Source organism: Cytobacillus firmus, assembly GCF_023612095.1.
Taxonomy (GTDB): domain Bacteria; phylum Bacillota; class Bacilli; order Bacillales; family Cytobacillaceae; genus Cytobacillus.
In genome coordinates this window covers 1516936-1539854 of record NZ_CP086235.1, presented here as the reverse complement: position 1 = coordinate 1539854, position 22919 = coordinate 1516936, and the positions used below count along the sequence as shown (strand labels likewise).

Below are 22919 nucleotides of genomic sequence, written 5' to 3'. Positions count from 1 at the left end.
TTTTTCTATGAATGTAATTCAATCTGAAATAAGGCTATCTAAATGATCAAAAAACGACGGATAGGATACAGAAATTGCTTCTTTCTGCTGAAGGTGAACTTCGTCTTTTGAAATGGCGGCAGCAATTGCCAGCATCATGCCGATCCGATGGTCTCCGTGACTTGAGACAGTTCCACCTGAAAGAGATGATTTTCCCCTGATTACCATTCCATCTTCTGTAGCAGTAATCACGGCTCCAAGCTCTGAGAGTTCATTGACAACCGTATCAATGCGATTCGTTTCCTTTACCTTAAGTTCCTCTGCATCCTTAATTACTGTTTCTCCCTCTGCTTGTGTTGCGAGAAGGGCAATAATTGGAATTTCATCGATAAGCCGCGGAATGAGCGCCCCTTCGATAACAGTTCCTTTAAGTTTAGAAGTTCTGATGGTAATATCCCCTGCAGGCTCAGCTGATCCATTTTCATACGGCTCAATGCTGAAATCTGCACCCATCTGCTGCAGCACTTCAAGGATGCCGGTTCTTGTAGGATTCAGTCCAACGTTTTTCAACGTAATTTCACTATTAGGCACAATGGCTCCTGCAGCCAGAAAGAAGGCAGCAGAAGATATATCACCGGGAACATGAATTTCTGTCCCTGTCAGTGTTTGGCCTCCATTAACCCGAATGGTTTGCCCATCTGCTGCAACTTCCCCGCCAAATTGTGTGATCATTCTTTCAGTATGATCACGTGTCTTCACAGGTTCAATAATGACTGTTTCTCCGCTTGCCTGCAGGCCGGCAAAGAGCAGTGCTGATTTAACCTGTGCGCTCGCGACAGGAAGCTCATATGTTACTCCTGACAAGGGGCCGCCAATGACTGATAAGGGGTGAATTCCCCATTCTTCCTGCCATGAATCTTTGCACCAAGTAAACTTAGTGGCGAGGTTACTCTTGTCATCGGCCTTTTTGCAATGGATTCATCTCCGACAAGGACTGAATGGAACGGACGGCCAGCCAGAATTCCCATCATAAGGCGTATCGTCGTACCTGAATTCCCAACATCCAGAATATCAGCCGGTTCCTGTAATCCATCCATTCCCTGCCCTGTAATTGTAACTTTATTGCCTTCCTGCTCAATAGTTACTCCGAGCTTGCGGAAGCAGGCTATCGTACTAAGACAATCCTCTCCTAACAGAAAATTAGTTACAGAGGTCTTCCCTTTTGCAATGGATCCAAACATCACAGAACGATGTGATATGGATTTATCACCGGGTACCGCTATTTCCCCGCTTAAACCTTTGACATTTGACTTCAATTTTGCCGGTATCATCTATCATCACCCTTTGCTAAATTAAAAAATTCGCTCTATAGACCGATGGTTGTTTCATAGCTTGTATACAGTTCCAGGCAATTAATTGCCCGATCCCTGTCCTCTTCCGTTTGAAAGCTGATAACCAGAACTCCATAAATTTCTTCCCTTGTCTCCAGGATTCGGATATTCGTAATGCTGATTTCTTCCTGAGCCAAATATCCAGTGATTTCTGAAATGACACCAGGGTAGTCCGGTACATCCACGAACAGATCATAAAATGCCGGAATTGCACCTTTTTCTTTTTGAGGCAGTTCATCCCTGAACATCTTTGCATGAGAAAAATATTCAAATATGCCCTCACTGTTTTCCTGTCTGAGGATTGATTTTACTATCTCCATTTCTCCCTGCCAATCCTCCATTAACTTAAGCAGCACTTCTTTATTCTGAAGGAGAATATCCCTCCACATAGCAGGGCTGCTGGAGGCAATCCTGGTAATATCCCTGAAGCCTCCAGCTGCCAGTCTTGGAATCAGCTTGTGCGAACGGCTTGTTTTTTCTGCCTGATGGACCAGGGAAGCAGCTATCATATGCGGAAAATGGCTGACGATCCCGGTTATATAATCATGTTCATCGGGAGCTATGGTCAGAAATTTCGCTTTTGTTCCTGAGAGCCATTCCTTTAACCTTTCAACCTCCGCCGGAGCAATATGCTCTTCAGGAGTGAGCAGATAAAAGGCATTCTCAAAAAGCAAATCTTTTGCTGCAGTGACACCACTCTTATGGGAGCCTGCCATTGGATGCCCACCGATAAAAGTGATTCCTTTTTCCTTTAGTACCTTTGCACAGCTTACAATTTCTTTTTTTGTGCTGCCTGCATCCGAAATGATGACGTTATTTTTCAATTCACACTCTTTTAAAATATGTATTATTTTTTGAGTCTCCTGTACAGGTGCAGCTATTAAAATTAAATCAGCGTCCCTTGCCCCATCCTTAATAGTATCAGAAATTTCGTCTGAGACCCCAAGCATTTGGGCAAGGCGTCCCTGCTCTTTATTAACATCAAAGCCGATGATCATGCTTTCACTATGTTTTCTTTTTATTGATAGGGCCAAAGAACCTCCGATCAAACCAAGGCCAATAATAAAGATCTTCCCTCTCATCCTCTCACCGCCTTTATTAAAAATAATTCAGAGGCATTATAATGCCTCTGAATGGATATCAAAAAGTATTTATACTGCTAACCTAAAAAATCCCTACAATGCTGCAGCCTGCTTTGCAAGATACTGGCCCATTGCGGCAAGCACACCATCATTCTGTTCCTTAGAACCTACCGTGACACGGACATAGCCCTGGAAGCCAAGTGCCTTGCCGGACCGGACGATATACCCTTTTTCAAGTAAAAATTGAAACACCTCATCTGAATCGGCATTAAAATTGATTAATATGAAATTTCCCTGTGAAGGGTAATAACCCAGTCCATGATCTTCACAGAAAGCATAGAATTGTTCGAGCCCTTCGCGATTTTTCCGTCTGCACTCTTCAATGAAATTCTGATCCCCTATGGCTGCAGCAGCGGCAGCCTGAGCAAACTTATTTACATTAAATGGCTCTCTTACCGGTTCGAGGGCTTTGATTGTTTGAGGATTAGCAATTCCATAGCCTACCCGAAGGCTTGCTAAGCCATAAATTTTTGAGAATGTACGCAGGACAATCAAATTTTCGTAATTCCGGATTAAATCCAATGTATTGCAGTAATCCTCTGCTGTAACATATTCATAATAAGCTTCATCAAGGACAACCAAAACATCTTGAGGCACCTTTTTCAGAAATGAAAGCAATGCAGACTCATTAATATAGTTCCCTGTCGGATTGTTTGGACTGCACACCCAGACTACAGCAGTTTTTTCATCGATGGCAGCCAGCATTCCATCAAGATCATGCTCTCCTTCAACCAGTGGAATTTCCCTGATTTCCGCACCTTCTACCACAGCATTATGCCTATATTGCGGAAATGTTGGCGCCGCCATAACAGTATTGGTTTCCGGACTTAATAAAGCTCTGGAAATCATTTGAATAATTTCATCCGAGCCATTGCCAAAAATCAGCTGATCTTTCTGTATACTTAAGTGCCCTGCCAAAACCGACCGCAGCTCAGAAGCATAACCATCGGGATACAGGGCAAAAAATGACGGCGACTGATTCATCGTAAAAAGAACTTTTTCAGAGCATCCAAAAGGATTCTCATTTGAAGCAAGCTTAACTATTTGATTCAGTCTATATTCCTTTTTTACTTGATCAATTGATTTCCCCGGCTGGTAAGGAGTTAAATTCAACAGCTGTTCCTTCCATTTCATTCAAATCCACCTCTTTTTTTATCGCTTTCACTAATTATCGTGTTAAAGCACTTTTCGTCTGCTCCTATATTATCACAAAACTCTCCATTAAGGAGAGTTCGTGGTGTTTAGATCTGGCCGAAGCTTGATGGCTCCACGCAAATAAATATGGCGGATATTCTGCTGAGGAGTATCTGTATTCACATGCATCATAACCCGGATACAATTAGGGAGCGATCCTTCAATAGGAATTTCTTTCATGCACATGACAGGAACGTATGTCCAGCCTTCTATTGAACGCATTGCCTTTGCGGGAAAGGCTGCTGTTAATTCTTCCGTAACGGATATAAAGACAGAAGCTACATCCTCAGATATAATATTATTTTCCTGAATCATTTGCCTGATCAGCAGCTCAGTCGCTTCTAATATCTCGGCTTCACAATTCTCATCTACGGTGACGGCTCCCCTCACCCCTCGAATCACTTACAGCACCTCCCATAACTGTTTTGTCAGCCTTTTTATTTTGTAAAAATAGCAAGCTCCCGCAAAATCAGGTCATCAGAAACCTGATATATGACAGGCTTACCCACTTCCTCTAAAAGAACAAAGCGGACATTCTGTCCCTCTGATTTTTTATCCTGCTTCATCCGCTCAAGCAGTTTTGAATGTGATAAATCTTCAGGGAGATCTGTTTTGTAGCCAAGCTGATCAAGCCAGCGTTTGAATTCGTTAACATCAAAGCAAAGATCCAGCAGTGTTTTACTTAATTGAAGTGCAAATATCATCCCTACTGCCACAGATTCGCCATGTGTCCATTCTCCATAGCCTTTCTCCGCTTCAATTGCATGGCCCAGAGTATGGCCGAAATTCAGAAATGCCCGAACGCCAGCTTCCTTTTCATCCTCTGCAACAATCCTGCCCTTGATCTCTATTCCCTTTGTAAGCATCCTGCTTAATTCATCAGAGGGAAGGCTTTCAAGGGTAAGGATGTTGTTTTTAAGGTTCAAATAAAAGTTCATATCATCTATCAGGCTATGCTTTATGACTTCTGCAAACCCTGAGCGCAGCTCTTTCTGAGGCAGGGAGTCAAGAAACGCCAGATCATAAAACACTGCCTGGGGCTGGTAAAAAGACCCTGCCATATTTTTTCCTGAAGGATGGTTGATGGCAACTTTTCCTCCCACAGCGCTATCATGTGCCAGGATGGTAGTTGGAATCTGAATGAAGGGTATTCCTCTCATAAATGTGGCTGCGACAAAACCTGCCAAATCTCCGACAGCTCCCCCGCCAAACGCCAGGATAAGAGATTTTCGATCAAGTTTATGTTCCAGAGCAAAGGACAAGCACTGATAGTAAACTTCAAAGGTTTTGGCTTTCTCACCGCTTGGCACAGTACAGACTTTGGCCTCAATCCCCGTAAGTGACGCTTCCAGCTCTGGCAGATGCAGGTCCCGAACCGTTTCATCCGTGATGATCATTACATTTGTCAAGGCCGGAAAAGCATCTTTAATATATGATCCCAATCCCTCAATTGCTCCGGACCCTATATAAACCGGATAGGCCTTGTCAGGTGTTTTGATTAAAATCCTTTTCATTAAAACTCCCTCGCAAATTGTCTTTGCTGTTCAACGGACGCTTTTAATGTCTCAAACCGGTCAGAATAAAACTGGTCTACAATGGCTGAAGCCAGTTCCCAGGCAATCACATTTTCTGCAACGACTGCAGCTGCCGGCACCGCACAGCTGTCAGAACGCTCTATGCTTGCTGAGAACGGTTCCTTTGTTTCGATATCTACACTTTGCAGCGGTTTATAGAGAGTGGGTATTGGCTTCATTACTCCTCTGATGACGATTGGCATTCCCGTTGACATGCCCCCTTCTAAGCCGCCAAGACGGTTTGTTTTCCGATAATAGCCTTTATCCGGGTCCCATGCGATTTCATCATGAACTTCACTTCCAGGCTTCCTTGCTGCCTCGAAACCTATGCCAAACTCGACACCTTTAAAAGCATTGATGCTCACCATCGCACCTGCAAGCTTCGAATCAAGCTTTCGGTCATAGTGTACATAACTTCCAACTCCCGGTGGCATTCCTTCAACAATAACCTCCACTACACCGCCGATGGAATCGCCATTTTCCTTAGCGGAATCGATCGCAGCCATCATTTTTTGGGAGGCAGTCTGATCCAGACAGCGAACGGGCGATTCTTCTGTAATTTCCTTTAACTCCTTAAGTGAAGAATAATCTCTTTGGCCTGAAATAACCCCGCCAATTTCAATAACATGTGCTGCAACCTCAATCCCCAGCTGAGAAAGCAGTTTTTTTGCAGCTGCACCGGCAGCCACTCTCACTGTGGTTTCTCTGGCTGAAGATCGCTCTAAAACATTTCTCATATCCCTGTGCCCATATTTTAGGGCACCATTTAAATCAGCATGGCCTGGGCGAGGACGGGAGATTTTTCTTTTCATTTCTGCCTCATCTTCAGGATTGAGAGGATCCTGGCCCATAATTTTTGTCCAGTGCTTCCAATCATTATTCTCAACAACAAGTGCTACCGGGGATCCCAGTGTGTATCCATGTCTGATCCCGGCTGTTATTTGAACAGTATCTTTTTCAATTTGCATCCTTCTGCCTCTGCCATATCCTTTCTGGCGTCTGGCAAGCTCTTCGTTTATATCTGAATCTACGAGCGGCATTCCTGCTGGCAGCCCTTCTATTATAGTAGTCAGCTGCGGTCCGTGAGATTCACCAGATGTAAGATATCTCAAAACTCTTTCCCCCTTCAACTCATTAAAGGATTATGTACCAATATAACATAATGATAAATATAAGAATAGATAAAATTGAAAATTCCTATAATATTTTATTTCTTCTTATGAATGGAGCCATTTTAACACGAATATTATTTACTACCAAACTAAAAAACAAAAGAAAAAGAGGACGACCAAATAATCATCCTCAATGTGTTATTATTCTTTTTTATAAAAGAAAGTTTCAGCAGATGCCAGTTGATAGCGGCCTGAGTTAAAAATCTGTTCAGTGCTCCCAACAAAGAATATCCCATCTTTTCTTAATGCGCCGCTGAATTTATGATAAAGCTGATCCTTTGCTTCCTCTGTAAAATATATGAGAACGTTCCTGCATACGATGAGATCATACGGACCGCCAAAATCATCTGAAAGGAGATTTTGCTTTTTGAAAGTTACTGTCCTTTTTATATCCTCGGATATTTTATAGAAACTTCCTTCCCGCTGAAAAAACTTTTGTTTCATCATATCAGGAACTTCGTTTAGCGAACGCTCAGGGTAAAGACCCATCCGTGCCCTTGCCAGGGCATTTTCATCAATATCAGTTGCATTTATCTTGATTTGCGACATTGGCTGCATTTTTGATAATATCATGGCAATTGTATAAGGTTCTTCACCAGTGGAACAGGCAGCGCTCCAGATTTTCAGATTCCTATTTTGATCTAATAGTCCAGGCAGGATATTTTTTTCGAGCACCTCCCACCTTTGTGCATTCCGGTAAAATTCGGAAACATTTATTGTCATCCTGTCCAAAAAATCATTCAGCAGTTCTCTATTCTTGACTAACGCGCTAAAAAAACTTCCAAATGATTGAAAGCCTTTTTTCTCATACAGGGATATGAGCCTTCTCTTCATTTGAGCTTCTTTGTACAGCGAAAGATCAATTCCTGTTTTTCTTTTTATATTTTGTATAAATTCCTGATAATCGTCGGCCATTCTATTTCCCCTCTGATAATACCGGTGAGCTTTTTTCTTTTATGGTTATACCCATCCAGCTGAAATAATGAATTCGGTTACAAAAAAAGCACTTGTCATGGACAAGTACTCTTTAAAATATTAGTTAATCCAGTCATTCATTAATTTTTTGTATTCCACTTTTTCTTCTTCTTTGAAGAAAAGGCCAATTTCACGTTCTGCACTTACAGGTGAATCGGATCCATGAATTACATTTTTTCCAACTGTAATGCCGAAATCTCCGCGGATTGTTCCTGGAGCAGCATCTTTAGGATTTGTTGAACCCATCATCTGACGAGCTGTTGCGATAACATTTTCACCTTCCCACACCATTGCGAAAACTGGTCCGGATGTAATAAAGTCAACTAGCTCTCCAAAGAATGGACGCTCTTTATGCTCTCCATAATGCTCTTCCGCAAGTTCCTGGCTAATACTCATTAGCTTGCCGCCTACTAGCTGAAAGCCTTTCTTTTCGAAACGGGAAACGATTTCCCCGATTAAATTGCGCTGTACACCGTCTGGTTTAACCATTAAAAAAGTTCTTTCCATTGAATTCCACTCCTAAAACTTATGTATAGTTATAATGTTAATCCACGAAAATATTAACATTGTTTTGAAAATTTAGCAACATAAATTTGAAAGCGCTTTTTTATTTTAACTTCCCAAACAGAGAAATTGCCGGCACCCGGTAGAGTGCTGGCAATTGGTACACTAAATTAAAATTTTCTTTTGCCTATAAATTTTGCAATATCCCGTAAAGCTTTCTTGGATTTGGAATGAGGCAGTTCTTCAAGTACCGCTAAAGCTTTCTGCAGATATTTATCACTAATTTGCAGAGATTTTTCAATTGCACCGGAATATTTGACCATAGCAATTATGTTTTCTATATCACTTCGTTCAGTACCTTCGTGGACTCTTCTGATTTGTTCGGAGATTCTATGATCCTCCATTGCAAATAAAGCAGGAAGCGTAATGTTTCCCTGAAGGAGATCTCCTCCTGCCGGCTTGCCAAGTTCTTTTTCTGTACCGACAAAATCCAGAACATCGTCAATGATCTGATAGGACATTCCCACATAATAGCCGAATTTAAAAAGTTTTCTATGTATATCTTCCTCTACATTAGCCGCAATTCCGCCAAGCTGGCAGCTCACAGCTATCAGCATGGCTGTTTTCCTTTTAATTCTCCGGAAATATGTCCTGATATTCTGGTCATAGTTATACTTATCTTTAATTTGCTCTATTTCGCCTATACACAGTTCCACAAGTGTATGAGAGAGAATTTTATGGGCATGCGGATTTTCCACATTTGTTATTAATTCCAGCGCACGCGCAAAAATATAATCACCGGTATACATGGCAATCTTATTATCCCATTTTGCTTTGATGGTAGGCTGTCCCCTGCGCAGTTCTGCATCATCAATAACATCATCATGGACAAGCGACGCCATATGGATAAGCTCCAGTGATACAGCTACGTTTTTAATTTTATCAATATCGTATTCTCCGAACTTCGCAGCCAGCAAAACGAAAACTGGGCGGATTCTTTTCCCCGGCCTGCAGCAGATGCAGGGAAGCCTGATGCAATAGGGGAGACTCAGCTTTAATCGTCTCCTCCAGCTCGTTTTCTATAACATTTAAATCTGAATTTAAAAATGAATACATCATTTTCAATTTCATTTGCTTACTCACCCAGCTTATCGATCCCGTCTGATCTATTCTCTTTTTCCATGAGAAACATACAGAACAAGTTATTATTTTTTATTTCGTTCCAATGTGTACGGCAGCCACTCCGCCGCTATAAGGCTTAAATGTAACGTTTTTAAAGCCTGCTTCCTCGAACATTCCTGCAAGTTCTTTCATTCCGGGAAAGTCTCTCGCAGATTCCTGCAGCCAGGAATACTCATTAAAGCTTTTGGCAAAAAGCTTTCCAAACATAGGCATAACAAAGCGGAAGTAGAAATAATATGCCTGCTTGTATCCGAACAGTGTTGGCTGAGAAGTCTCCAGACATACTGCCAGACCCCCTGGCTTTACGACACGGTTCATTTCTTTTAACACCTGCAGATAATCCGGCACGTTGCGCAGACCAAAACCGATTGTCACATAATCGAATGAATTGTCAGCGAAAGGAAGCTCCATTGCATTACCATGCACAAGCTCCACTTGCTTCAGTTTCCGCTCTTTGATTTTTTCCTCACCAATCTTCAGCATATTTTTGCTGAAATCCAAGCCTGTCACTTTACCGTTTTCACCTACGGCTTCAGCGAGCGCAATGGACCAATCGGCTGTTCCGCAGCAGACATCAAGCGCTTTTGCACCTTTTTGAACATTCATCTTTTTCATTGTATCTTTACGCCATCTTAAATGCTGCTGAAAGCTGATAACAGAATTCATTTTATCGTAGTTGCCATAAATCTTTTCAAATACGCTATGAACACGTTCTTCTTTTGATTGCTGCATATTTTATCCTTCTTCCACAAAAGTTTTAGCCACAGACTGATTATTATTGAAAATGCAGTGAATACGCTGCTCCAGTAATTCATTTGCCATAGGAAAATTCAGCAGTGATTGATCGACAATATTCCTTGAAAAGTCAATATACCTGTCGCAAATGAGAATCAGATATTTCCTCTGCTCAGCAGACATCTCTTTCACTTTTGGGAAAGTCAGCTTTTTAAGCGCTTCAAAAACAACTGAGGTGCCTTCCTTCATGAACTGCTGCTTCTCCATAATCAGGCGCTTAATGAATAAAAGATTGGATATTACTTCTTTCCATGCTGTTTTGCTGAATGCGTCAGCCAGCTTTTCAAAAAGTGACGCCTCTACTTTCCTGACTGAACTCATCAGAGTGTCGACCGCTTCAGGAGATTTCTGATAAAGCGAAATTTTATGCTCATTTACATCTTTAATCCCATCCGCGAAGACCCTGATCATTTTGATATCATCAAGAGCTGCGAGAATCTTGTAATATAATCCGCTGTAATAAACACCAGCAAGGACAGTAAGCTGTCTATGTTTAAGACCTTTGTCTTCAGATTCATCGTTCTTAACAAGTTCGTGGGTATCAAGGGCGATTTGGATAAGCATTGCAGTTACTGCATATTTTTCTGCTTTTGATTCAGGTATCTCCACATCATCAAGTAAAGAGATAAAAAGCAGAAGCTTGTCTTCATCAATAACAGGTGAATCAATATACCTGAGCAGATAAGGGTGGTTAACTTTTTTTTCAATCTGTTCTTTCACATCTGCTAATTTAATCTTCACATCATGCATGCCATCACCCTTGTTTCCCCTTAATTTTCTTTTCCCAGCCGCTATTTCTCCATGTGATTACCGCGACAAAGAGAACGGATACAAAACGCCTTACATATTATTATCTATTTTTAACCAATTCATTATTTCCTATTAAATATAAAACGGGCAAAAAAGCCTTTTACCCGGTATCTTGTATTCAAGAGAAATATTCAAGCAGAGACAATTATATCATAAATGACAGGAACATGTCAGGACATTATCTTATGAAAATATTCTGACCTTCTATTCCAGGGGAAAGCTATTTCTTAGCCTCACTTTCGAGTTCTCCATAGCTTGTCATGATCCTGGCATTCCCCCTGATTTTAATCGCAGAAGTATGCTCTGTAAATTGCGCAATCATGACTTCTCCCTGGTCAAGTTTTTCTGAATGGTGGAATCTTGTATCGGATCCTCTTGTTAACCCTATTACATTAACACCGTCTTCTTTTGCTTTAATCACAATATAATCGTTTCCTGATGGATTTTTCTTTTCCATTCATACCATCCTTTGCTATATGCTGGTGATTGATAATTAGTTACAAAAAAAGGCTAAAAGTTTTATCTTTCAGCCTTTGATCTGTTTATTGCCCAAACTCACTCATAAACAGAGTCCATATTATTGTTTTATCAGTGAAAGGACTTCTGCACGTGCTCTTGCATCCTCTGCAAATACGCCTCTTACTGCTGATGTCACCGTTTTTGAACCGGGCTTTTTAACTCCGCGCATTGTCATGCACATATGCTCTGCTTCCACAACAACCATCACACCATGCGGCTCAAGCTTTTCCAGGATCGAATTTGCTACAGTAGATGTAATGCGTTCCTGAAGCTGAGGACGTTTCGCAACTGCCTCTACAGCTCTGGCGAGTTTGCTTAATCCTGTTACTCTCCCATTCCGCGGGATGTATGCTACATGGGCAACCCCAAAGAAAGGCACAAGATGATGTTCACACATAGAGTAGAACGGAATATCTTTAACCAAAACAAGTTCCTCATGGTCCTCGCCAAATACTGTATCAAAGTATTCTTTAGGGTCCTGGTTAAGTCCCATAAAAACTTCTTCGTACATTTTTGCGACTCGTTTTGGTGTATCAAGAAGTCCTTCACGATTCGGGTCTTCACCGATTGCTTCCAATATTAAACGCACCGCATCTTCTAACTGGGCACGATTTACCTCTGCCATATTAATGCCTCCTATGTATTAACACTGTGGTAATAATATGTTCATATTAGCATAACCCCTTCATTCAGGCAAAACTGAAACATCTTCAAATAAAATACCGTGAACAGGGTGAATCCTCTTCTTTTTAAAGGCCAGTAACACAAAAAGAAAAAACCGCGAATATATCGCGGTTTTTTGCTCAAGCATAAGCTTTAAGCACTTGTATGTAGATTATTTAACTGCATCTTTAAGCGCTTTGCCTGGTTTGAAAGCAGGAACTTTGCTTGCAGCGATTTCGATTTCTTCGCCAGTTTGCGGGTTGCGTCCTTTGCGGGCAGCACGTTCGCGAACTTCAAAGTTTCCGAAACCGATTAGTTGTACCTTATCACCATTTTTCAAAGCATCAAGGATTGTATCGAAAACAGCATCAACTGCTTTAGTCGCGTCTTTTTTAGAAAGTTCGCCAGCCTCTGCAACTGCGTTAATTAGTTCTGTTTTGTTCATGCCTTTCACCTCCTCCCAAATATGGATAAAACCCAGTAAAATAAGATTCCTTACATACATTTGTAAACAAAATTACTGAATTCTATACGTTATGGCGTGTTTTTGTTTAACAAGCCTTATATTAAATGATAAATTGAAATTTTTCAATCAAAAAATCATTATAAACCCTTTTAAAATAAGGGTTTGGCCGCCATAACGGTAATTCTGTTAAAAGATTATCACAATCAAATGCTGTTATCAAGAATATTTCATGATTTAATGGGAATCTTTTCTTATTTGCAACATATTTGTAATACGCTGACCTCGTTTAATTACCCTTATCATACGGGTTGAAACATATTATTTCAAATTGCAAGGGTTGCCAGTTCCTTTAAGGTGCTCTGGGTTCGGACTTAGAACACTGGATTTTCTCCTCCTGTGTCCGAAGTTGGCCCGGATCCCGACTCATTCCACCGCAAAAAAAGACTCCAAAAGGAGCCTTCATTAAAGAATTATCGCAATTAATCCGCCCGAGCCTTCGTTGATGATTCTTTCTAATGTCTCTTTGAGTTTATATCTTGCGTTTTCAGGCATCAGGGACAATTTTGCCTGAATTCCTTCTCTTACGATGGAGCTGAGGCTGCGTCCAAAGATGTCGGAGTTCCAGATTGAAAGTGGATCATCTTCAAAGTCCTGCATCAGGTAGCGGACGAGTTCTTCGCTTTGCTTCTCTGTTCCGATGATAGGAGAGAACTCAGATTCCACATCAACTTTTATCATATGAATGGATGGAGCAACAGCCTTTAGCCTTACACCAAAGCGTGATCCATGGCGTGTAATTTCCGGTTCATCGAGACTCATATCAGCCAGTGAAGGAGCAGCGATGCCGTAGCCGGTTTGCTTCACCATTCTCAGCGCATCGGAAATTTGATCATACTCAGCTTTTGCATGGGCAAATTCCTGCATCAGCTCGAGCAAGTGGTCTTTTCCGCGGATTTCAACACCCACTATCTCTTTAAGGACCTCATCATAAAGATCGTCCGGCGCATATAAGTCAATTTCGGCTACTCCCTGCCCCATTTCAATTCCTGCAAGGCCTGCCCGGTCAATGAATTCAAAGTCGCTGAATTGATGGACCACACGGTCAACATCTCTTAGCCTCTTAATATCCTTAACCGTTTCTTTAACTGCTTCCTGATAGCTTTCACGAAGCCAGTGATCTTCATGCAGCACCATAACCCAGCTTGGAAGATTTACATTCACTTCCAGTACCGGGAACTCATAAAGAGCTTCTCGCATAACATTTAATACATCCGATTCTCTCATGCCCTCTACGCTCATGGCCAGGACAGGGATATCATATTTTTCGGCAAGATCATTTCTAAGGGCATCCGTATTTGGGTGGTGAGGCTGGACGCTGTTAATGATCATGATAAACGGCTTGCCAACTTCCTTTAACTCATCAATAACTCTTTCTTCTGCCTCAATATAGTTTGCACGCGGTATCTCCCCGATGGTTCCGTCTGTTGTAATCACCACTCCGATTGTGGAATGCTCCTGAATCACCTTTCTTGTTCCTATTTCAGCAGCTTCGTGAAAAGGAATTGGCTCTTCATACCATGGTGTATTGATCATTCTCGGGCCGTTTTCGTCTTCATAGCCCTTCGCTCCCGGTACTGTATATCCCACACAGTCCACAAGCCTGATATTTACATCCAGCCCTTCTGCTACATGAACTGTAGCAGCCTGGTTAGGAACAAATTTCGGTTCTGTGGTCATAATTGTCTTGCCGGCAGCACTTTGGGGAAGCTCATCCTGTGTGCGGGCACGTTCCGCTTCGTTTTCCATATTTGGCAGTACAACCAATTCCATGAACTTTTTTATAAATGTAGATTTGCCGGTGCGAACTGCGCCAACTACCCCGAAATATATATCGCCGCCAGTTCTTTCGGCAATATCTTTAAAAATATCAACCTTTTCCAAGTGATCCCCTCCTGAAATCTTGAGTTAATGGGATAATATTATCCTATCTATTATGTTTGGACATTATATGTGTATGATGTTGTCCTACATTGTTATGACAGTTTTTTTCTTTTTTACCCCCCTATCAGGAAAGTGCACTGCATCTGTCAGCCCAGCTGTAGAGCTCCAATGCGATGACAGTCCGGAATGGACAGCAGGCCATTCCAAATTTCCTAAATTATTTAGAAACTCCCCTGCGCCTTTATTTCTTTGCCTTTATGCTTTTAGTCATTAGTTGAAGAGTGGTTATAAAAATAGATAAAAAAATAACCCTTCTCCTACAATATATTTTGCAGGAGAAGGGTTATGACTATTTCACCAAAAAGATTGGATCATTTGTGCCGGGCTCAATCGTATAAGGCAGTGAATAGGCGGGAACAAAATCAGAATCCTCTACAAGAAGATTTCTAATATCCTTTCCAGGTTCAGGTTTGTTCTTCTTATTCTCCAATGCCTTATACAAATCAACCCGATAATCTACATATACTTCAGCATTGCCGGTTACGACATATGGAAGGCTCTGGCCGCTATAAGGACTGAGGGCTTTTGGCTCTTCCTTAAATCCCAATTTTTTAAAGTCCATTGTATAAACATTTTCAGCTATTTGCTCTTTATATGGCGGGAATCCATGTGCTTTAATCCTCAGGTTAATATCCCTGATTGTTTCAGCAATTCTTAAATCAAAAATTTTCACTTTCGGATCTGTTTCTGCGTCAACAATCACATATTGAAAAACCCCGCCGGATTCAAAGGCATTTCCAGGCGGCTCTGCCATATATTCCGGAGCAACTTTTTTAAAATCGATTGGATATTTTTGATAGATAGGAGTTGTCTGCCCCTTGGTTTTAATCGGCAGAAGACCACCATTTGCTTCCCTGTATTGATCCACTGCAGACTGGACAGATTGAATCTGATCCTTATAGGCTATCTGATTTTGGGATAATTTTTCTTCAGGATACATACAGCCTGTCAGAATCAAAACACCGCTCAGCAAAAGCAAAAACATGTTAAAAGTTTTTTTCATTTAATCAACCCTTTATGTAAAAGTGCTAGCTGCTTGTCGGACCGCTGAACACGACAATCACTATAATAATTCCGCTGATTATCATTAAAAAGTAGGCAACAAATGCTGTAATTACCTTAAAAACTCCAGCTTTCAGCTTGTAGCGGCTAAGATAAATTAATATTATAGATAAAAACATAAATCCCATAGAGGCTAGAGATATCCACATTTTCATTAAAGACGGTGACATATAATCAACTCCCTTTTCCGAAATGTATTATAACATATTAAATGGATAAATCTAAAAGCTTTTCATTACGAAAAAATGAACACAAAAAAAAACTGAGGCAAAGAAGGGGCAATTCTTTACCTCAGCCATTTGACTAAATAACCCAGCACCCTGTTCATTACACTAGTTTGCTTCGTTGCATTGTATGCAGGAACCTGCTGTCTCGCATCATCTAATGCCTAAATTTTTATATTTATATCGATATCAGGTTTTTTTACTCCCGCTTTGATCTTCCAAAACGTTCGCGAGGTCTTCCATCTCATGTGTTTTTCCTCTTGCCATCAGAAGATCAACAGCATCCTTCGCATTCACATTATTAAAAAGGACATCATACAGAACTGTGGTAATTGGCATTTTCACGTCATATTTTTGAGCCAGCTGATGCGCTGCTTTTGTTGTCCTGACTCCCTCTACGACCATGCCCATATTATCCAGGACTTCCTGCAGATTATGTCCCTTTCCAAGAAGGTTTCCTGCTCTCCAATTGCGTGAATGGACGGAGGTACATGTAACGATCAAGTCCCCGATCCCCGCTAATCCGGAAAAGGTAAGCGGGCTTGCCCCCATCTTCATCCCTAGACGGGCGATTTCAGCAAGACCTCTGGTTATCAAGGCTGCCTTGGCATTGTCTCCATAACCTAAGCCATCTGTAATTCCGGCAGCAAGGGCGATGATATTTTTTAAAGCACCGCCAATTTCCACTCCAATGATATCGGGGTTGGTATATACTCTGAAATTGTTATTGATAAATAAATCCTGAATTTTTTCGGCAGCGTCCATATCTTTTGAAGACACCGTAACAGTAGTTGGATGCCTCAGACTAACTTCTTCTGCATGGCTTGGGCCTGAGAGCACCACAACACTGTCCAGAAGGTTTCCGGGCATTTCCCCTTCAATCATTTCAGAAATTCTGAGAAGTGAATCAGGTTCTATTCCTTTACTTACGTGCACAATAGTCAGGGGCTCTTTTCTAATTCCCTTGATCTTCCCGATTACTTCACGAATGGCCTTTGTCGGCACTGCCAAAATCAAGGTGTCAGTTCCGCTTAAAGCCTCTTCAAGCGATGTATATCCCTTTATTTCTGCAGGCAGATGTATTCCTGATAGATATTTTTGATTAGTATGGTGCTTATTAATTTCCACTATCTGATCAGGATTATGGCCCCACAGTCTGACGTCATGCCCATTATCCGCAAGCACCATCGCCAGGGCAGTACCCCAGCTGCCGGCACCTGCTACAGCTACACTTTCTTTTTTCCGCTCCATTTGATCACTGCCTTTTAATGTATTTGGATGCATTGAAAATTCATCCGATTCTGCCTGCCAGACACATTTTAAAGCTTCCCGGCCGGCGTCATCGCATTATTTTCTTTCCCTTGCAAATATCTTAATAGGTGTACCTTCAAAACCAAAAGCGTCCCTGATTCTGTTTTCCAGGAAACGTTCATATGAAAAATGAAGAAGTTCAGGATCATTGACAAACACAACAAATGTCGGCGGCTTCACAGCAACCTGTGTGGTGTAATAAACCCTTAGGCGTCTTCCTTTATCTGTTGGCGTTGGGTTCATTGCAATAGCATCCATGACAACATCATTCAGGACGCTTGTTTCAACACGTAAAGAATGATTTTCACTGGCTGTGTTAATCATTGGGATAAGTGTATGAATACGCTTTTTCGTTTTGGCAGAAAGGAAAACAACAGGTGCATAATCCAGGAATTGAAAATGCTCACGGATATTTTGTTCAAATGCCTTCATTGTTTTCTCATCTTTTTCAACAGCATCCCACTTATTGACAACAATTACAACAGCTCTGCCTGCTTCATGAGCATAACCGGCAATGCGCTTGTCCTGTTCAATGATTCCTTCTTCCCCATCAATAACCACCAGGACAACATCGGAACGCTCGATTGCCCTCAAGGCTCTTAGTACACTATACTTTTCTGTTGTTTCATACACTTTCCCTTTTTTCCGCATACCCGCAGTATCGATGATGACATATTCCTGTCCATCCACTTTCACCTTCGAGTCGATTGCATCTCTTGTGGTGCCTGCGATATTGCTGACAATGACCCGTTCTTCACCAAGCATTGCGTTTACAAGGGAGGATTTCCCGACATTCGGGCGGCCAATTAATGAAAACTTAATGACATCTTCTCCATATTCACTTTGGCCATGTTTCGGAAAATGCTTGGCAGCTTCATCAAGCAAGTCTCCAAGACCAAGACCATGAGAACCTGAAATTGGAAACGGCTCACCAAAGCCAAGTGCATAAAAGTCATAAATCAAATCCCGCATCTCAGGGTTATCAATCTTATTCACACCCAGAACTACAGGCTTTTTGGCTTTATATAAAATTTTTGCAACTTCCTCATCTGCGCTTGTGACACCCTCTCTTCCGTTCACAAGAAAGACAATGACATCAGCTTCATCTATCGCAATTTCTGCCTGAAGACGAATTTGATCTAAAAATGGCTCATCCCCAATATCAATTCCGCCTGTATCAATAATATTAAAATCATGTGTCAGCCATTCTGCAGAACTATAAATTCTGTCCCTGGTCACTCCCGGAATATCTTCGACAATCGATATCCGTTCTCCTACAATTCTGTTAAATATCGTTGATTTGCCAACGTTAGGACGCCCGACAATAGCCAAAACTGGTTTTGCCATGAACATCACCCTTTCAATTCTTTATTCTTAAATTGTTAAACTTTGCGTCTATGTTCCAGAAATGCCTTTTACTTAAAGTAAGCATACAGATGGCTGTCCACAATAACACTACATTGATGTTAAAACCATCCAAACCGCTTTACATTTATAAAATAAACCCTTCTCAAAGATAGAAGGGTCTAACTTAGATATTTTAACAAAGAGAAACCTTCACGGCAATGAAAAACTTGGAAACCTCCCTTAATGCTTAACAATTACATAAAGTTCTTCTGTTAAGGCATGGGCAATTCCGTCTAGAATTGCTTCAAGATTGGCTGCGATGATTTCCATTTCTTTTTTATCTTCACAATGAAAAACGGCAGTCCCTGACGGTATCTTGGATGGATTTGTTGTAATAGCAGCCAGTATGTATTTTTCAAGCACCATACTCTAACTTCCTTTCCCATTCGTTTGCCGTTCAGAAGGCATCCTAATCGCATTTTCGAGTGTCGGGACTGCTTCGATGACTTTTAGGGCTTTATTAACATCCTTTACCTGGGGCAAAACAAATACCCCAACACGCCCATCATCCAGATCCCTTTTCGCCAGAGGAACAAGCGCAGGAGTCCCTGAATCCCGGTAAACACCCAAAGCAGTAGAAACATCATGCAATATAGCCTGCCTCTGTCCCAGATTGGCAATAGTGGATCGGGCATTGAAATTTTTTGGATTTAAAATAAAGCCCATGCCATATCGGAGCACTTCCTCTTGCCTTTCAGGCAAACCGATATTCATAATGTAAATATTGTCCACATACAAGCCTGCTCCATCAAAACGCGGTTCCACAAACTCAACATCTACAATATCCTTCAGCCTTCCACCCGACATCAATTTCGTGGAAACCACTATGGCAAGAACGGCTGCCGCAAGACCTCCCCATATATTAAACAGCAGATAGCCTAGCGTACTAAGCAATGATGTGAAGATTACAAGATAATTCCTGCTTTCAAAGGCTATTGCTACACCTTCTATATATGTTTTTCCTCTCGGAACCATTTCGTAGCTGTCCAGTTCAGTCAGTGTGTTTCTCTCCATATTTCTGACTTCTCTAAACTGGGATGCAGCCAGAGTCAGAAAGGTGACGGCTGTGAAGTCTTCCTCCATAATTGAAGGAATAGCCACCGTTCCAAGGCCTGCAGCAATGAATCCTAAAGCAACATGAATAATTTTCCCGTGCAAATATGTAGGGTATTGACGGTAATCGGTCCGAAGCATATAAATACGTGTCAAGGTTCCTATAGCCAGACCAAAAAGAATCGGGTATGTGTATTCACTCATGATAATTTTTGTTTCTCCCTTTCAAAATGTTTAAAGTTGGCTTCAATGTATTGGACCGTCCAATGCACCGCAATCCATAAAGCCGATATGGAAAATGAAATGCTCATGATATCCAAAAAGGCCAATGATCCAATCGTATACGGAAAGGAAAATGGTTTAAGGATAAAGGCATATAGAAATTCTCCCTGGATGCCCCCGAGCAATATTAACGGCAGCCTGAGCATTCTGTTTTTTTGCAGGAGTACAGCCATATAAACCATAAGGAATGAAAGCATCCATTCCCGGGGAAAATCACCCAAACAGGATCAAACAGTTCAAAAAGGTGAAAAGTGACATAGGCCATCATCAGGATGAATGTGCAAAAAAGGAAATAAAGTTTGCTCAACTTTTTTAGTCTCCGGGCGAAAATATATAGTGATACAAGCAAAAAAAGTGCAGCGATACCAATTTCAAAATTAAGGATATTAAGTGTCAAGGGTGACAGGATCATTAAGCATAAGATCCAGGCAGACAATAAAAACCTGTATTTATTCGTTCGAGCCATAAAAAAAGTCGCCATAATCCAAACCATCCAGGAAATCCAATAAAAAAATAATCCTTCCATCCTCTACCTCCTATCATTTCCATTATGGCTACTTCGTATGTAAATTAACCCTTCAAATTCAAAAGCATTGCCAAATGAATCCCAGCTGTCTTTTTGCATAATTCTCACGCGCTCACTTCATCTTAATAACATGGAGGTGTTATATATGGGCAAAGACAGACAGGAAAAAAAGCTAAAAAATAGCGGAAAAGTGGAGTCCGATCGCGACCAGGCACTTCATTATCCTGGAGCTTCCAAGATGCAGAGTCCCGAAGAAGCCAGATCTCTGAATGATTCGAAATACAGTTAAGAAAAGCTGCTTCGCCTTGCTATGCACTGCAGCCAGAATGAAAAAAATAGCTCTCGTCAAATGACGAGAGCTATTTTTGGATGGTCCGCCTGGAATATGCTTTTGTCTCAATTCCGCGTTCATTCAGCCAATGATGGGTCCTTCCAGATATGATTATGGGAGACTGCTGGAGTTCCGCGATGCTTTTTGTCCCCAAAGCTGTCATGATCATCTTCAATTCAGAATGAATGTTGTTAATTTCTTCGATAAGTGCCTCAATTCCTTCTTTCATTAGGACCTTTAAAAAGAACCCCGCCATCCCAGCAGCTCCTGCACCAAGTGCAATTGCCTTTGCTATTTCATAGCTTGTCCGAATGCCCCGGAAGCAATAACAGCAACGCCTGCTTTTAAAGATGCAGCTTCTGCAATGGAGACAGCTGTCGGTATTCCCCATTCATCGAAAAACGTTAACAGTCTATCTCTTCTTGCATTTTCAATACGGGAGAAATTTGTTCCTCCAAATCCGCCGATATCAATGCCTTTAACGCCGACTGAGGCAAGCATTGAAGCTGCTTCTTTATTTATGCCAAACCCTACTTCTTTTACTACTACTGGAACTTCGGAATGGGCGACAATTTTTTCAATTCTTTTTAATGCACCGCGAAAATCACGGTCACCTTCCGGCATGGTCAATTCCTGTACAGCATTTAAATGAATTTGCAGTGCATTTGCTTCAATCATATCAACTGCTGCTTTTGCCTGATCGATTGTAGCTTCACTTCCTAAGTTGCCTAAAATAATTCCTCGGGAGTTTTCCCGTCTGACAACCCGGTAGGATTCTGCTTCACTTGGATCTTTAAGTGCAGACATCTGAGACCCTACTGCCATAGCAAGGCCTGTTGATTTGGCGGCCAAGGCGAGATCCCGGTTAATTTGAACCGTTCTTTCTCCTCCGCCCCCTGTCATGGCATTTATGAAAATTGGCGAACTTAATGAAAGTTCGCCAATTGAAGTGCCTAAATCTGCCTGATCAAGAAACGCATCAGGAAGGCTTTGATGTACAAAAGCAATATCGGCTAAACCGGTATTGCTGCTCTGGCCTGTTGCTAAAGCATGCTGGATATGATCCCATTTACGTTTTGATCTGGACACAATTTATCACCATTACTTTTTTAAATTCTTTAGCTGGTCGCCAATCATATCACCAAGCGAGAAGCCTTTTGTTTCTTCAGGAAGTTCATAGTCAGTCACTTCTTCCTGCTCTTTTTCAAGCAGATCTTTGATGCTCAATGACAGGCGCTGATCCTGTTCGTTCACATCAAGAACCTTCACTTTCACTTCCTGTCCTTCGCTTAGAACTTCATGCGGAGTTCCGATATGCTTATGAGCAATTTGAGAAATATGGACAAGTCCTTCAACACCAGGAAAAACTTCAACAAATGCTCCGTATGAAACAAGTCTTCTTACTGTTCCATCAAGTGTACTGCCTTTAGGAGCCTTCTCGCCGATATTATCCCATGGTCCAGGAAGAGTCTCCTTAATGGATAGTGAAATGCGTTCATTGTCGCGGTCGACGCTTAATACTTTCACTTGCACTTTTTGGCCTTCCTCGACAACATCTGAAGGCTTTTCCACATGCTCATAGGAAAGCTGGGAAATATGGACAAGTCCATCGATTCCGCCGATATCAACAAATGCTCCAAAGTCAGTAATTCTTTGAACTGTTCCATCCAGAACCTCACCTGCCTGAAGGGACTCCAGCACTTGATGTTTCTGCTTGCCTTTTTCTTCCTCTATTACAGCACGATGGGAAAGAATCAGGCGATTTTTATCTTTATCAAGCTCAACAATTTTAAATGTCATCGTTTTGCCTTTATAATCAGTAAAATCTTCAACAAAATGAGCTTCAACCAGGGAAGCTGGAACAAATCCGCGAACACCCAGGTCTACTACTAATCCGCCTTTAACTACATCTTTTATTTCTGCTTCAAAAACTTCACCCTCATTGAATTTCTGTTCGAGAGTTTCCCATGACTTACCGGCATCAACTTTACGTTTTGAAAGAATAAGAGCATCTTCCTCAACTTTTAAAACCTCAAGCTCGAGTTGATCTCCTTCTGATACCGCATCGCCGGCTTTTTCAATGTGAAGGCTTGAAAGCTCGCTGATTGGGATAATCCCATCCAGTTTGCTGTCAGCAAGATCAACGATGACTTGCTTTTCTTCAACCTTGGTAACTTGGCCTTTTACCTTGTCACCCACCTCAAAATTTTTAACTTCTACTTGATTCATTTCCTCTGACATATGTATTCCTCCTTAATCCAATGGCTGCTTTCAAATTTTTAATCTGTATTCAACTGCCTGCCATCCAGGCAAGAACCCTGTGTCAGCAGCAGAAATACTCGAATGGCTAATTATT

Annotated in this window: 21 protein-coding genes and 4 pseudogenes; 1 reads left to right on the top strand and 24 read right to left on the bottom strand. The window is 41.5% G+C overall.

The window, feature by feature from the left end:
- Positions 1–18 precede the first annotated feature (18 nt).
- The 22 genes and pseudogenes from aroA to LLY41_RS22570 form a co-directional block, all read right to left on the bottom strand.
- A pseudogene (aroA, locus tag LLY41_RS07790) lies at positions 19–1220 on the bottom strand (3-phosphoshikimate 1-carboxyvinyltransferase).
- 125 nt (positions 1221–1345) lie between these two features.
- On the bottom strand, positions 1346–2452 hold the full coding sequence (locus LLY41_RS07785; RefSeq protein WP_095244683.1) for a prephenate dehydrogenase: 1107 nt from the start codon (positions 2450–2452) through the stop codon (positions 1346–1348).
- A gap of 93 nt (positions 2453–2545) precedes the next feature.
- Positions 2546–3646 carry a histidinol-phosphate transaminase gene (gene hisC / locus LLY41_RS07780; RefSeq protein ID WP_095244684.1) on the bottom strand — a complete coding sequence of 367 codons (1101 nt, stop codon included), beginning with the start codon at positions 3644–3646 and terminating at the stop codon, positions 2546–2548.
- A gap of 87 nt (positions 3647–3733) precedes the next feature.
- Positions 3734–4108 carry a chorismate mutase gene (gene aroH / locus LLY41_RS07775; RefSeq protein ID WP_095244685.1) on the bottom strand — a complete coding sequence of 125 codons (375 nt, stop codon included), beginning with the start codon at positions 4106–4108 and terminating at the stop codon, positions 3734–3736.
- A 35-nt stretch (positions 4109–4143) separates the two neighbouring features.
- Positions 4144–5220 (bottom strand): 3-dehydroquinate synthase, encoded by a 1077-nt coding sequence (aroB, locus tag LLY41_RS07770; RefSeq protein ID WP_095244686.1) that lies wholly within the window; start codon positions 5218–5220, stop codon positions 4144–4146.
- Complete coding sequence (gene aroC, locus LLY41_RS07765) at positions 5220–6392, bottom strand: chorismate synthase (protein ID WP_095244687.1); 1173 nt, start codon at positions 6390–6392, stop codon at positions 5220–5222. The genes aroB and aroC overlap by 1 nt, the downstream gene beginning before the upstream one ends.
- A gap of 201 nt (positions 6393–6593) precedes the next feature.
- Positions 6594–7367 carry a CheR family methyltransferase gene (locus LLY41_RS07760; RefSeq protein WP_304587369.1) on the bottom strand — a complete coding sequence of 258 codons (774 nt, stop codon included), beginning with the start codon at positions 7365–7367 and terminating at the stop codon, positions 6594–6596.
- Between the two features lie 120 nt (positions 7368–7487).
- Positions 7488–7934: a nucleoside-diphosphate kinase gene (ndk, locus tag LLY41_RS07755; protein WP_035330143.1), complete on the bottom strand. Its 447-nt coding sequence runs from the start codon at positions 7932–7934 to the stop codon at positions 7488–7490.
- Positions 7935–8101: 167 nt separating this feature from the next.
- Positions 8102–9062: pseudogene (gene hepT / locus LLY41_RS07750) on the bottom strand (heptaprenyl diphosphate synthase component II).
- A gap of 81 nt (positions 9063–9143) precedes the next feature.
- Complete coding sequence (gene menG / locus LLY41_RS07745; protein ID WP_095244690.1) at positions 9144–9845, bottom strand: demethylmenaquinone methyltransferase; 702 nt, start codon at positions 9843–9845, stop codon at positions 9144–9146.
- A 3-nt stretch (positions 9846–9848) separates the two neighbouring features.
- Positions 9849–10658: a heptaprenyl diphosphate synthase component 1 gene (locus LLY41_RS07740; RefSeq protein WP_095244691.1), complete on the bottom strand. Its 810-nt coding sequence runs from the start codon at positions 10656–10658 to the stop codon at positions 9849–9851.
- Between the two features lie 280 nt (positions 10659–10938).
- Positions 10939–11175: a trp RNA-binding attenuation protein MtrB gene (mtrB, locus tag LLY41_RS07735; RefSeq protein ID WP_048008168.1), complete on the bottom strand. Its 237-nt coding sequence runs from the start codon at positions 11173–11175 to the stop codon at positions 10939–10941.
- Between the two features lie 120 nt (positions 11176–11295).
- Positions 11296–11862 (bottom strand): GTP cyclohydrolase I FolE, encoded by a 567-nt coding sequence (folE, locus tag LLY41_RS07730; RefSeq protein WP_095244692.1) that lies wholly within the window; start codon positions 11860–11862, stop codon positions 11296–11298.
- A gap of 210 nt (positions 11863–12072) precedes the next feature.
- Entirely contained in the window at positions 12073–12345 is a 273-nt protein-coding gene (gene hbs, locus LLY41_RS07725; protein ID WP_009332755.1) for a non-specific DNA-binding protein Hbs, read from the bottom strand.
- A gap of 483 nt (positions 12346–12828) precedes the next feature.
- Positions 12829–14307, bottom strand: coding sequence for a stage IV sporulation protein A (gene spoIVA, locus LLY41_RS07720; protein ID WP_035330137.1), 1479 nt, complete (start codon positions 14305–14307; stop codon positions 12829–12831).
- 349 nt (positions 14308–14656) lie between these two features.
- Positions 14657–15370: a YphF family lipoprotein gene (locus tag LLY41_RS07715; protein WP_251171288.1), complete on the bottom strand. Its 714-nt coding sequence runs from the start codon at positions 15368–15370 to the stop codon at positions 14657–14659.
- A gap of 25 nt (positions 15371–15395) precedes the next feature.
- On the bottom strand, positions 15396–15599 hold the full coding sequence (locus LLY41_RS07710; protein ID WP_095244694.1) for a DUF2768 domain-containing protein: 204 nt from the start codon (positions 15597–15599) through the stop codon (positions 15396–15398).
- A 243-nt stretch (positions 15600–15842) separates the two neighbouring features.
- Positions 15843–16904, bottom strand: a complete 1062-nt coding sequence (locus LLY41_RS07705; RefSeq protein ID WP_304588017.1) for an NAD(P)H-dependent glycerol-3-phosphate dehydrogenase — start codon at positions 16902–16904, stop codon at positions 15843–15845.
- A gap of 96 nt (positions 16905–17000) precedes the next feature.
- The gene (gene der / locus LLY41_RS07700; RefSeq protein ID WP_095244696.1) at positions 17001–18311 is read right to left on the bottom strand and encodes a ribosome biogenesis GTPase Der; all 1311 of its coding nucleotides are present in this window, start codon (positions 18309–18311) and stop codon (positions 17001–17003) included.
- A gap of 240 nt (positions 18312–18551) precedes the next feature.
- The gene (locus LLY41_RS07695) at positions 18552–18737 is read right to left on the bottom strand and encodes a capping complex subunit for YIEGIA (protein ID WP_048008161.1); all 186 of its coding nucleotides are present in this window, start codon (positions 18735–18737) and stop codon (positions 18552–18554) included.
- A 3-nt stretch (positions 18738–18740) separates the two neighbouring features.
- The gene (locus LLY41_RS07690) at positions 18741–19628 is read right to left on the bottom strand and encodes a YIEGIA family protein (RefSeq protein ID WP_095244697.1); all 888 of its coding nucleotides are present in this window, start codon (positions 19626–19628) and stop codon (positions 18741–18743) included.
- Positions 19625–20172 (bottom strand): annotated as a pseudogene (locus LLY41_RS22570) (YphA family membrane protein). The gene LLY41_RS07690 and the pseudogene LLY41_RS22570 overlap by 4 nt, the downstream one beginning before the upstream one ends.
- A gap of 205 nt (positions 20173–20377) precedes the next feature.
- Between LLY41_RS22570 and LLY41_RS07680 the strand changes: the two are divergent.
- Positions 20378–20521 carry a YpzI family protein gene (locus tag LLY41_RS07680; RefSeq protein ID WP_082138921.1) on the top strand — a complete coding sequence of 48 codons (144 nt, stop codon included), beginning with the start codon at positions 20378–20380 and terminating at the stop codon, positions 20519–20521.
- Between the two features lie 70 nt (positions 20522–20591).
- Here LLY41_RS07680 and fni read toward each other — a convergent pair.
- Both fni and rpsA read right to left on the bottom strand, forming a co-directional pair.
- Positions 20592–21652, bottom strand: a pseudogene (gene fni, locus LLY41_RS07675) (type 2 isopentenyl-diphosphate Delta-isomerase).
- 12 nt (positions 21653–21664) lie between these two features.
- On the bottom strand, positions 21665–22804 hold the full coding sequence (gene rpsA, locus LLY41_RS07670) for a 30S ribosomal protein S1 (protein WP_095244700.1): 1140 nt from the start codon (positions 22802–22804) through the stop codon (positions 21665–21667).
- Positions 22805–22919: the final 115 nt, after the last annotated feature.